11 protein-coding genes, 1 tRNA gene and 1 riboswitch are annotated in these 12,265 nt (G+C 33.5%); of the genes, 7 read left to right on the forward strand and 5 right to left on the reverse strand.

Annotated elements, in window-relative coordinates; translation table 11 throughout:
* The first annotated feature begins 25 nt into the window (after nucleotides 1–25).
* The 4 genes from D2K40_RS06710 (at nucleotide 26) to D2K40_RS06725 (ending at nucleotide 2,379) form a co-directional block, all read left to right on the forward strand.
* Nucleotides 26–98 (forward strand) — tRNA-Ala (locus D2K40_RS06710).
* Between the two features lie 266 nt (nucleotides 99–364).
* Nucleotides 365–1,009, forward strand: a complete 645-nt coding sequence (locus tag D2K40_RS06715) for a TetR/AcrR family transcriptional regulator (protein WP_117154216.1) — start codon at nucleotides 365–367, stop codon at nucleotides 1,007–1,009.
* A gap of 14 nt (nucleotides 1,010–1,023) precedes the next feature.
* Nucleotides 1,024–1,677, forward strand: coding sequence for a hypothetical protein (locus tag D2K40_RS06720; RefSeq protein WP_117154218.1), 654 nt, complete (start codon nucleotides 1,024–1,026; stop codon nucleotides 1,675–1,677).
* Nucleotides 1,678–1,719: 42 nt separating this feature from the next.
* On the forward strand, nucleotides 1,720–2,379 hold the full coding sequence (locus tag D2K40_RS06725) for a DUF4097 family beta strand repeat-containing protein (RefSeq protein ID WP_117154220.1): 660 nt from the start codon (nucleotides 1,720–1,722) through the stop codon (nucleotides 2,377–2,379).
* A 153-nt stretch (nucleotides 2,380–2,532) separates the two neighbouring features.
* On the opposite strand, the gene D2K40_RS06730 is transcribed toward D2K40_RS06725, so the two are convergent.
* Nucleotides 2,533–3,132, reverse strand: coding sequence for a DUF421 domain-containing protein (locus tag D2K40_RS06730; protein WP_117154222.1), 600 nt, complete (start codon nucleotides 3,130–3,132; stop codon nucleotides 2,533–2,535).
* A gap of 115 nt (nucleotides 3,133–3,247) precedes the next feature.
* Complete coding sequence (locus tag D2K40_RS06735) at nucleotides 3,248–3,667, reverse strand: DUF1801 domain-containing protein (RefSeq protein ID WP_117154224.1); 420 nt, start codon at nucleotides 3,665–3,667, stop codon at nucleotides 3,248–3,250.
* 142 nt (nucleotides 3,668–3,809) lie between these two features.
* Between D2K40_RS06735 and D2K40_RS06740 the strand changes: the two genes are divergently transcribed.
* Complete coding sequence (locus tag D2K40_RS06740; protein WP_117154226.1) at nucleotides 3,810–4,655, forward strand: SDR family oxidoreductase; 846 nt, start codon at nucleotides 3,810–3,812, stop codon at nucleotides 4,653–4,655.
* Between the two features lie 116 nt (nucleotides 4,656–4,771).
* Here the strand turns inward: D2K40_RS06740 and D2K40_RS06745 are convergent, their stop codons facing one another.
* Complete coding sequence (locus tag D2K40_RS06745) at nucleotides 4,772–5,509, reverse strand: AraC family transcriptional regulator (protein ID WP_229666664.1); 738 nt, start codon at nucleotides 5,507–5,509, stop codon at nucleotides 4,772–4,774.
* 177 nt (nucleotides 5,510–5,686) lie between these two features.
* Here D2K40_RS06745 and D2K40_RS06750 point away from each other — a divergent pair, with 177 nt between their 5' ends.
* Nucleotides 5,687–7,963, forward strand: coding sequence for a glycoside hydrolase family 65 protein (locus D2K40_RS06750; protein WP_117154228.1), 2,277 nt, complete (start codon nucleotides 5,687–5,689; stop codon nucleotides 7,961–7,963).
* A 440-nt stretch (nucleotides 7,964–8,403) separates the two neighbouring features.
* Nucleotides 8,404–8,488: riboswitch (cyclic di-GMP riboswitch) on the forward strand.
* 273 nt (nucleotides 8,489–8,761) lie between these two features.
* Nucleotides 8,762–10,567, forward strand: a complete 1,806-nt coding sequence (locus D2K40_RS06755) for a methyl-accepting chemotaxis protein (protein WP_117154230.1) — start codon at nucleotides 8,762–8,764, stop codon at nucleotides 10,565–10,567.
* 157 nt (nucleotides 10,568–10,724) lie between these two features.
* Here the strand turns inward: D2K40_RS06755 and D2K40_RS06760 are convergent, their stop codons facing one another.
* Nucleotides 10,725–11,165 (reverse strand): flavodoxin domain-containing protein, encoded by a 441-nt coding sequence (locus tag D2K40_RS06760; RefSeq protein WP_117154232.1) that lies wholly within the window; start codon nucleotides 11,163–11,165, stop codon nucleotides 10,725–10,727.
* Nucleotides 11,166–11,180: 15 nt separating this feature from the next.
* Nucleotides 11,181–12,230 carry a ribonucleotide-diphosphate reductase subunit beta gene (locus tag D2K40_RS06765; RefSeq protein ID WP_117154234.1) on the reverse strand — a complete coding sequence of 350 codons (1,050 nt, stop codon included), beginning with the start codon at nucleotides 12,228–12,230 and terminating at the stop codon, nucleotides 11,181–11,183.
* Nucleotides 12,231–12,265: the final 35 nt, after the last annotated feature.

Here is a 12,265-nt window from a genome sequence, read left to right on the forward strand (position 1 = left end):
TAATATTTTTGAAATAATTAAATTTGGGGCATTAGCTCAGCTGGGAGAGCGCTACACTGGCAGTGTAGAGGTCAGCGGTTCGAGCCCGCTATGCTCCACTTTTAAACAGTCGTTTACTGATAAAGAGATGACTGTTTTTTCTTTTGCACAAATATCCCATAACCAGCAAATTAATTTACGTTTTTACAGAAGACCTATCTAAAGTGAAAAAACCTGCATCGTGCTCGAAAAGAATTGAGAAAATGTTATCCCAAATTGACTGGCTTTAAAATGATAAGTGGGTATTGTTGACGGATAAAGGTTATTAGTATATGATTAAATTAAACATACTGACGGTCGGTTTGTGAAAAGGAGGAGTTTATCAATGGCAAGAAATAAGTATCCAGAGCAAACAGTTGATAAGATTTTAAATGTGTCTTCTAAGCTTTTTACAACAAAGGGGTATGATCAAACGAGTATACAGGATATTCTAACTGAGCTTGGAATGTCAAAAGGTGCTATCTATCACCACTTTAAATCAAAGGAAGATATATTAGACGCTGTAATGGCAAAGCATTTTGAATACAGTAAAGAGCTTTTTCAAGAGGCTCTAAAAAAAGGTGATAATGCAAGAGAGAGCTTGTCCTATGCTTTTGAACTTTTAGCTTCTCATAAAGGCGCAAGGGAATTAGATCATATTATTCATTCACAAATTAAAAACCCTCAATTCGTTGTAAAAAGTTTGCAGAAGACGATAGAAGAGTCTGCACCAATGGTTGCCAAAGTATTGGAAGACGGCAATCAAGATCATTCATTATCTGTTCAATATCCAAAAGAGACAGCAGAAGTGATTATGTTGCTTCTAAACATATGGATTAATCCAATTCTTTTTATTAGAAGTGAAGGTGAGACAGTGAAAAGAATTGAATTTTTAAGTTATTTTTTAAAGCAGCTTGGCGTAGATATTATTTCAGATAGTATGATTCACAATCTCAATAGCATTTATAGCGATATTGGAGGTTATAAATAAAGGAGGAAGTAAACATGCTCAACTTTTTATATGAATCATATGAAATTAAAAAGCTCGATCGTTTAAGGTTTTATCTATTTCTCGCATTACTCGTTTTGACTTATTTTATCGCGATTGTTTCTAGAGTAGAGAATGATCCAGTATTTCAAAGCTATGAAAACATTATAACTTTTACTTCACTGGTTGGTACAGTGCTATTCTGTGTCTATGGTGTTGTTCTGTTCTCTCTTAATGTTTTTAAAAGAGAAGTTACATTGTCACCTAAATTGTTTCTATTACAGGCTACGATAATTTCGATAACCTCATTGGTTTCCTTTGTCATTAGCTATACAGCATGTATCGTTATATTTTTTATCACGGAAAATTTGTTTCCTATTGTTTCTGATGATCTTTCTTTTTCAATTGTTCTAAATGCATTTACAGTTATCATTCCTTTGGCTATTGTCGTTGGGTTCCTTAATATTATTTCTATGGGGATGGGCTTTTTGATGAGAAAGTCAACAACTGTTTCCATTTTAACTTCTATATTATTCATTGATGCTGTACAAAGAGCACTTAACAGTGGATGGAGTATATATATTATAGAAGGAATATTGCTTTTCATTAGTTCTTTAATTCTAGGTCTTATTATGATCCACTTAAAAAACAAGAGAGCGTCTTTTTTTTAGCATTAAACAAACCTATAGTTGGTTTTAAAAGGAGTGTTATTTATGAAAAAAGTAGAAGAGGTTGTATTCATAGAACATATTGAGAATCTTAACTTCAATATTATTGAAGGATCTATTACTGTATACGAAACTAATCATGAGAATATGGTAATAACAGCAGATTTAGGAAACTGTGTAAAAGATTTAAATATTAGGACACAAGGTAATCAAATTTTTGTTGAACAAAAGTTAAGTTACTTACCTATAAAGGTTTCGAGTTCTAAATTATATATCGGTATTCCCACAACATATGAAAATAACCTGTCTATAAAACAGTTCACAGGAAAACTTCAAATTAATCAGTTATGTTTGAAAAATGTTGATATAAAAACAAACGTGGTAAGAGTGGTAATTAATGATGTTACATTTCAACATCTGAATGTTAAGAATGGAAATAGCAACTGCACAATTAACTTAAAAGGCAAAAGTGGCAACATGGATATTAGGTCGCTTGTTGGAAAGTTAAACTTAACTGTCCTAGATATTGGAGGCAATCTAGATTTTAAAGGTGGAAACAGAGGAGGCTTAATTAAAATTCCTGAGGATGCTCCAGTAAAAATTGTTGGAGACAATAAATGTTTTATTGAAGCGAAGACTGGAGTCCAAAACTATGAATGGATTTTAAAATCAAATGTCGGTAAAATAAAGGTAGTAAATCCATAATAATAGGGTAGTTGGCTTATGGCGTGCAGTTACTTCCACCCAGTTTTGCAGAAACAAATATAAGTATTTCCGGAGTGCAATTTCTGAGCCATCACCCTATAGAACTTAAGGTAGTTAACAAGGCTTTACTTTTGTTTGACTCATATCATCACTTTATTTCAAATCATCTGGAATATCTTTTATATGGTTTTCATTTTTAACTTCTGTAAAAATATTCTCTGAAGTACTAATAGTTGGAATAGAAGAGTTAGGTTGATTTGTTTGAATGACTGAAAGTAGCATCTGAATATCTTCTTTAGTGGCAGGTTGCTTATTAGGTTTCAATCTATATCCTATTTGTCCGTTTGATTCTATTGTAGCCCACTCTAAATCACTAATATTTTCAATGTTTTGCTGTCTTAACCGAACCTCGAGCATATCAACCGTTAATCGCATTTTCTTTAAATTCTCTTTATTAAGTTGTCCATTCTCTACTACTATAAGAGATTTTCCATAAATAAAAGTTTCTAGTACATCATATTTCAATACGATATATTCAACGAAGATCAGTGTAATCACCATTAAAAAGGTAACCACCATAGTAATCCAAATGTTTCGATCACCTACTGGTTGGATGATTAAAGAACCAACAGCAACCATCATGACAGTTTGGGCAACAGTAAGTTGAGAAATTGATTTTCTACCTGCTAAACGCAGAATGAGAATACCACCTACTACAATCACAACAGCCTTCCATATGAAATGTAAATCCACAAACAGCGCCCCTTTTTTAGGATTCGATATACATATCATGCTGCGTATATTCAATAATATTCGGAACTTATTCTTCTGTTATGCAGTTAGAGCTATTGAAACCAGAACATAGAACTTATTCCGGATACATGTCTCTAAGAAAAACCACGGATTGATTAATCAATGCTTTCAAAACTTCTACATCAATATCAGATACTTTATTTATATAAACACAAGCCTTTCCGCTTGTATGTTTCCCAAAGTCCTTTAATAAGTTTTCTCGCTCTGTATCTCCCGTTGCAAAATAAAGACTGAATTTAGCTTTACGTGGGGAAAACCCAACTAATGGCGCATCACCTTCATGACCGGTTGCATACTTGTAATGGTAAGAACCAAAGCCAATAATACTAGTACCCCACATTTTTGCTGGATATCCAGTTGTCTCTGTAAAAATATCTAGTAATTGATAAGCATCTGCTCGCTTCTTCGGATTCTCAACTTTTTCAATAAATTCAATTACATCAGCATCATTTTCTTTTGTCTTTGGTTCATACATTTTAGTGATCACTCCTTATTGAAATTGATTTTACTTCTTGTATACAACATAGCATAATATTTAGCTCTATGCAGATCTGTTATATAATAAATTAATACAAGAGTCAGTTTTTCAAAAAATCAGCTTGCTGGGAGAAGTGGAAATGAATAAGAATAGTGTAGTCATTATTACTGGTGCAAATTCTGGAATGGGTAAAGCTACTGCAATTGAACTGGCTAAAACAGGCGCTCATATTGTGATGGTATGTCGAAATCAAACGCGGGGAGAAGCAGCTTTAAAAGAAGTACGTGAGAAGACGGGAAATGAGCAGGTAACGCTTATGTTGTGTGACCTGGGTTCGCAAGAAAGTATTCGCTCGTTTTGTGCAACATTTAAGGAGAAGTATCAGCGTCTTGATGTACTCATTAATAATGCTGGTGTTATTTTACCTGGAAGGCATGAAACGACTGATGGCTTTGAGTTACAATTCGGAGTAAATCATTTAGGACATTTTCTTTTGACCAATCTTTTGCTTGATCTAATGACAAGTAGCACACCTGCTAGAATTATTGTCGTTTCATCTGGTGCACACAAGATTGGAAAAATCCATTTTGACGATATAAATTTAACAAAAAATTATACTTTATGGCGTGCCTATGCGCAATCTAAACTAGCCAATATATTATTCACCTATGAGCTTGCTAGAAGATTAGAAGGAACAGGTATAACAGTTAATTGCCTCCATCCTGGTGCGGTAGCAACTAGTATGGGAATTAATCGCGAATCAGGTTTTGGTACATTTATAACAAGGTTACTTAAACCGTTTTTCCAAACTCCAGAAAAGGGTGCGGAAACAATCGTTTTTCTTGCTACTTCTAGTGATGTGTCAGAAGTAAGCGGAAAATACTTTTATCAAAAAGAAGAGATTCGTTCTTCTAATCGATCACATGATGAGAAACTCGCTAAAAATCTCTGGATTAAGAGCGAGGAGTGGACTGGAATTAATTAATTCTAGTCTTTCTATGTGACCTTTCTACCTGTCTTTTTTAAAATGTCTTTATTTGAATACCGTGCGGTAGCAGTAAAATAACAACTATTATGAAAGTAGTAACAGTAGCGCTGTCACTACTTCAGAAAGTGTTTGTCCCTGAATTCCTTTGGTGTCATCCCCTCATATAATTTAAATTGTGCTGTGAAATAGCTTTGGTTGCAAAAAAGAAATAATAAAGCAATTTCCGTAATTGAACTTTTTGTGTGAATAAGCATATACTTTGCTTCCTCAACACGTTTTTTATTTATGTATTTTACAATTGAAATTCCAACTTCTTTTTTGAACAAATGTGATAAATAGCTGTGGTTTACATAGCAATGATCACTTATTTTTTGCAGTGTTAAATCTGTTAATATATTTTCATTTATATAAGAAATAGCTTGGTTAATTGTATTGCTGTAAGGTGATATATCCTCGTTGCTTAAAACTTCAATAAAGTGCTGTAGCATTTCATATTCAAGATCAGCTAAAGCATCTATACTTTCTAGACTTTCAATTTCTACGATATAAACGTCACTTAAAGTAAAAGCTTTCTCTGGATGAATTCCTCCAGCGATAATTGCACGAGTGAATAAGGTGCACGAACAAATTAATGAGTTTTTTAATGATCTGATTGTTGTAGTAGATAGCACTGGACGTTGGTCTTTATTGATATTTTCTAAAATTTTTATTGCTTGTGTTAGGTCAGCGTTCTTTATTGCGTTTTGTAACCTTGTTTCCATCAAAAAGGACGGGTGTAAGTAGCCTCGTTGCTTGTTTTCTAACTGCAACCGTATGAATTGAGTATTTAATCTATCTCTATTTTTATACACTATTTTCCCTCCATAATGACAAAAAAATGTTATAAATCAAAAAATCTTAGTATTATTGTAAGCGTTTCTATTTTAAAATAAAAGTATTAAATGCAAATACAGTTAACAAAGTCAGTGCAATGTTGTTAATGCCTAATTAATTGATGGGTTACTTATACGATGGAAGGGGAGCTTACTATGACGTGGAAACTAACAAAGAAAAATCTTGATAACCCAAGCTTGCTTGTAGATGAGAGTTTACTATCATTAGGAAATGGTTATCTTGGGGTTCGAGGTAATTTTGAAGAAGGATATAGCGATTCGTATCAATCAATTCGCGGGACTTATATTAATGCATTCCATGACGAAACAGAAATCACCTATGGAGAAAAATTACATGCATTTCCTGACACACAGCAAAAACTATTAAATATAATTGACGGTCAAACTGTTCATATATATTTAGATGATGAAAAGTTTAGTTTATTTGAAGGAGAAATTCTTCATTTTGAAAGACATCTGCATCTTGACTTAGGGTATGCTGAACGTATTGTTCATTGGAGATCACTTAGCGGAAAAGAAGCTAAGATACACTTTAAACGATTTACCTCCTTTGTGACAAGAGAACTTTTTGCAATCAATGTAAAAGTGGAACCAATAGCTAATATTAAACAATTAAAGATTGTTTCATCTGTCAATGGAGATATATCAAATTTTGTTGATAAAAATGATCCACGTGTTGCTTCCGGACATGCAAAACGACTGGAAATACTCGATGTGAAAAAAGAAGATGCTTATAGCATGGTAAAAGATATCACTTATGCATCAGAATTAGAAGTTGCTTGCGTAACTACTACAAAAATAAAAGCTAGTAACTATACTTATGATAGTAATGTTACTAGTAGTAGCATAGTTGAAGAATATACAAGTGATGGAAACAATCCCGTTGAATTATCAAAATTCAATATATACACGGATACGCTGAGACATGGTAAGGAACTTTTTGATGCTGCATTAACAGTTCATAAAAAAATAGAGAATATAACTTTTGATCAACATTTAGCTGTACAAAAAGAATACCTAGATAATTTTTGGTTTACCTCTGATATTGAGATTAAAGGTGACGAACAATTGCAGCAAGGGATTCGCTTTAATATATACCATCTCATGCAATCTGTTGGGAAAGATTCAGTTAGTAATATAGCAGCAAAAGGTCTATCTGGTGAAGGTTATGAAGGGCATTATTTTTGGGATACAGAAATATATATGTTTCCTGTCTTCTTAATGACAAATCCAAGTTTAGCAAAAAAACTGCTCCTTCATCGCTACACATTGTTGGATAGTGCGAGACAAAGAGCCAAAGAAGTCGGCCATACCCAGGGTGCTTTATTCCCATGGCGTACGATTACTGGCGGTGAAAGTTCAGCTTATTTTCCAGCTGGTACTGCTCAGTATCATATTAGCGCAGACATCGCTTATAGTTATATACAATACTATTTAGTTACAAAAGATGAAGCGTTTTTAAATAATTATATGGCAGAGGTTTTATTTGAGACTGCACGGTTATGGATCGATACAGGTCATATGAAAAATGGTCAATTCAGAATAGACGATGTCACAGGACCTGATGAGTACACGTGTATTGTTAATAATAATTATTATACTAATGCAATGGCTAAACATAATTTATTATGGGCAGCTAAGGTTTATCAAATTTTAAAAGAAAATTATTATGATAAATTAAAAGAATTGACTAGTAAGTTGAATCTTTCAGAAATAGAAGTAGATCAGTGGAAAGATGCTGGAGAAAAAATGTATCTACCTTATGATGAGGAACACCAAATCAATGCACAAGACGATAGTTTCCTATCCAAAAAGCGTTGGGATTTGGATAATACGCCAAAAGATAAATTTCCACTTTTATTAAACTATCATCCATTAACATTGTATCGCTATCAAGTGTGTAAACAAGCTGATACGGTTCTTGCCCATTTTCTATTAGAGGATATGCAAGATAGTGAAACAATTAAAAGATCCTATGATTACTATGAAAACATAACTACTCATGATTCTTCTTTATCATTTTGCGTTTTTAGTGTGATGGCTTCTAAATTAGGCTACGAACAGAAAGCATATGATTATTTCACTGAAACGGCGTGTTTAGACATAGATAATCTTCATGGGAACACAAAAGATGGACTTCATATGGCAAATATGGGGGGGGCGTGGTTAGCCATTGTGTATGGATTTGCGGGGTTACGAGTGAAGGAAAGTGGTTTATCTTTATCACCATCTCTACCAGTGAAATGGGAGTCGTTAGTATTTAAATTACAGTATCATAATCGTCTTATACAAGTGAAAATGGAGAAAACAATGGTTACGTACTTAGTTTTAGAAGGAGAAGGATTAACAATTTCCCATAACGGAGAATCAATTTATCTAGAAAGTGGAAAAGAAGTAGATACTAGATACTAATAAAGTATGTATATAGCGAAGATAAATCAGCCTCTTCAGAGGAAGCAACTAGCTCACTGGAAGGTATTGCGAATGATTCAGATGATTTAGCTCGTTCAGCTGAAAAACTAAATGGTGTGGTAAGACAATATAAATTGTAAGTAAACAATAAAAACATTCCTTGTTCAAAGAGGGATGTTTTTTTAATTGTTGCATAGGAAATTACAAAGTTTGAATACCCTTGTATATTTGTGATTATAAAATTAGCTCGGTTAAAGTATAGGTTCTAATGTGACAAAATTTAACATGTGAATGTATAGGCAATATAAACTATCTACATTACTAAACAAAGTAATTTGTTATAATTTGAATAAAGTTATATAAACTTGCAGAATTCAATTGAGTTATTGGGCATTTTTAACTATAATAGATATATAGAAAGAAACGTTGTATATTCACCTAAACGATAAAGGCAAACTTATTGAAAGATAGGGACGCAAAGCCATGGATCTAAGGTTACTAAACTATGATCGCCTGGTTGCCAAAAGGATTGGATATAAGAAAAAAGTCTGGGAATATGTATATAGACTATTTACTTACGAAGTCCACCACCTTATTTGGAGGGCTTTTTTTATTATAGAAAAGTTAATAGTGAATTCTAGATATACTAATATTAAGTACAGGTTTAAATACATATTGTATTTCTCAATATATTTAATAGACTTAAACAGTCATATGTATCTTATAACAAAAAAATACCAATGAATGAAAAGGGTTACAGATTACGGATCAAATTAACACTATACTAGGAGGTTTAATATGCGAAAGCTAGGTTCTAAATTGAAGTTGAAAAAAGCGGAAAAACCAAAAATAACTAATAAGGAAAAAAAGAAAGTTAAGGCAAGAAAAGTTAAAGGTAACGGCAATTTTGGATTAAAAAACGTTAAAATCGGTCAGAAATTCGGTATTATTTTTCTTTTTATTTTTCTTTTATTAGGTATTTCAACAGGAATTGTTGCAAATTCAATGAGCAATGCTAGTAGTGCTGTTGATACACTAGAACGTAGGGGAGACCTTGCAATCACGATAACAGAGATTAGTTCACAAGTACGAGGAAAAACAATTATGGCAAACCAATACATTCAATTTGGTGGTAGCAACAATATACAAAAGTATTATACAGAGGTTGATGAAGTTAATCAATTATTCGAAGGTATTCGTGATCAATTAGATACAGATGAACAAATAAATATACTGAATGAAGTAGAAACACGTAATACAGAGATGGACCGAATATTTAAAGAAGAGATTACTGAGGCATATAGTCAAGACAACAACAGTGATCTAAGATTTTTTAGTAATAACTTTAACAACTTAACCATAGAGACAATGGCATATTTTGATTTATTAGTGCAAAGTGTAAACGAAGAACGTCAAAGTGCACTTGATAATACGCATACAAGTCAGGATTCGGCAATGTCAACATTAGTAATATCAATGGTTGTTTCGATTGTAATTGGTATTATTATGATTTTATTAATTAGCAGAAATGTTTCTAAAAACCTTAATAAGGTTGTTGTGATGAGTGACGAAATTGCAGATGGTAATTTGTCTGTCGAACCACTCTCTTATCAAAGTAAAGATGAAATAGGAAAATTAGCAAAGTCCATGAATACGATGCAAGATAATCTTAAACAAATTGTTCAGAATATTAGTGGTACAGCAACAACAGTTGGAACACAAAGTGAGGAACTTTCACAAGCAGTTAATGAAGTAAGAGTTGGTTCTGAACAAATTGCTGCAACTATGGAAGAGTTGGCCTCCGGAACAGAAACGCAGGCTAATTATGCTGGTGATCTTTCGCAGTCAATGAAAGATTTTGTGACTCATATTACACAAGCTAATAAGAATGGTGAAGAAATTAACGGCTCTGCAGGACAAGTTTTATCTAAAACAGAGGAAGGTAACCAGTTAATGGCTACTTCTGTTAAGCAAATGGGAAGTATTGATGCGATTGTTAAGGAAGCTGTAGAAAAGGTTCGTGGTTTAGATGTTCAATCTGGAGAAATTTCAAAATTAGTTTCAGTGATTAAAGATATTGCAGATCAGACAAACTTACTTGCTTTAAATGCAGCGATTGAAGCAGCACGAGCAGGTGAACATGGAAAAGGTTTTGCAGTTGTTGCAGATGAAGTTAGGAAACTAGCTGAACAAGTTGGGGCATCAGTTTCAGATATAACTTCTATTGTCACAAATATACAAACAGAATCAAATGCTGTTACAAATGCTTTAGAGGAAGGGTATCAAGAAGTAGAAGTTGGTACAAAACAAATTAAAGCAACTGATGCAACATTTATTGATATCAAAAATGCCGTAAATGATATGGCTGTAACAATTAAAACAGTTACCGATGGGCTTACTAAGATGGCCACAGAAAGTGATAAAATGAATGCTTCTATTGAAGAAATTGCATCGATATCAGAAGAGTCGGCTGCGGGTGTTGAAGAAACATCAGCCTCTTCAGAGGAAGCAACAAGCTCACTGGAAGGTATCGCAAATGGTTCAGATGAATTAGCTCGTTCAGCTGAAAAACTAAATGACGTTGTAAGACAATTTAAATTGTAATTAAACAATAAAAAAAACATTCCTTGTACAAAGAGGAATGTTTTTTTATTGTTGCAGATTTGAATGCCTTGGATATTTGTGGTTATATAATTAACTCCGTCCAGGTTTAACGCCCTGCGTTGTCAGATGACGCAACTTGCGCCCTGTAACTTTGTTCTTAGACAGTAACAAGTGGGCGAACGAGTCGTCGACTAAACTGTTTGGCTCGTGATAGATCTTCTTGTTGTGGCATTAATTCAACCTTTAAAGTCACTGCGAGATCAGTTTGCACATAAAGCATGTCGCGGAACAAGTCGACCGCTCCACAGTAATAAGGATAGAAGCTATCTCCTGTTCCAAATACGCCAGTCATGATATGTTTAACATCTTGTGTCTCAAAGGCTGTAAAGAGTTCTTCCATCTCAAGTGGAATTTCCCCATTATCCCAGGTATAGGTTCCTACTGCGAGGAAATCATAATCAGCTAATGTATTATAGTCAAACTCGTCAACTGTTATCAAGTCTACCGAAATATCTTCAGCTACCATAACTTCGTAAATTTGTTCTGCTAAGACTTCAGTATTTCCAGTGATAGATGTATAGATAATAGCTGCTTTCATGCCAACTGTCCTCCTTTACAATTCATCAAACCCATTTGAAGAAGAGACCTTTGTATAGGTACGTGATTTTTGTTCAAAGAAATCTGATTTGGTTTCGTTTAACATCTCGTCACTAAAAACATGAATCCATGACATTGGGTTTTCACGATCTGGATAATAATTATCCAATCCAATTTGGCGTAAGCGTTTGTTCGCTAAATATTCCACATAGGCGTGGAACTCGTCTAAATCGATTCCGTCAATATCTTTTAAAATATAATCTGCCCATTCTTTTTCTAGCTGAACAGCTTTATCTATTGTGTGATAGGCGAACTGTATATTTTCATCTGTATTCAGTTCTGGGTTTTCAGTTAACAAAATTCGTACAAACTGAGAAACGAAATAAGCATGCTGCATTTCATCCCGTTGAATGTAACTAATCATTGTACTTGTTTTTAACATTTTTTGTTGACGAGCCAAGTGATAAAAGAAAGCAAATCCGGCGTAAAAGTAGATTCCTTCCAAGTTAATCGAATTAATGGCTAATTCAAAAAGACGTTGTGGTGTTGGATTTTCATGAAATGCATCATAGCTTTCTAGAATAAGTTGGTTTCTTTTTTGTACAACCGGGTCATCTTTTGCTTGATTAAAACGTTCATTTTGTTCACGTAATGGCACGAGTGAACTTAAAATATACGAATAGGATTCATTATGCACAGCTTCTTGTTGTGAGATTACAGCAAAAATAGCTTTAAAACTTGAGTCTGTAACATAATCCATCACATGTGTCATGCTAGGTGTTTGTAAGCTATCAAGTGATGCAAGTTGGGTGTTTATTCTTAGAAAAACGTCTTTTTCTGTTTCACTGAGGTGATCCCATTGTTTTATATCATCTTGCATATTGATTTCTTGTGCTTTCCAAAAGTTTGATAACAATGTTTGATATAAATCATACATTTGTGGATAAGCAATATCGTTCCAATTTAATAGGCCCGAAGACTGTCCATTAATTAATCCAGTTGATTTATTCGGATAGGTTGGATTTAATAGTTTTATTTTTGATAAAGGTTGATCGATTTGAGTCAACAGTTAGCCTCCTCTGAAATGATTCTTCTTATGAA

The sequence above is a fragment of the Paraliobacillus quinghaiensis genome, from assembly GCF_003426025.1.
Lineage (GTDB): Bacteria > Bacillota > Bacilli > Bacillales > Amphibacillaceae > Paraliobacillus_A > Paraliobacillus_A quinghaiensis.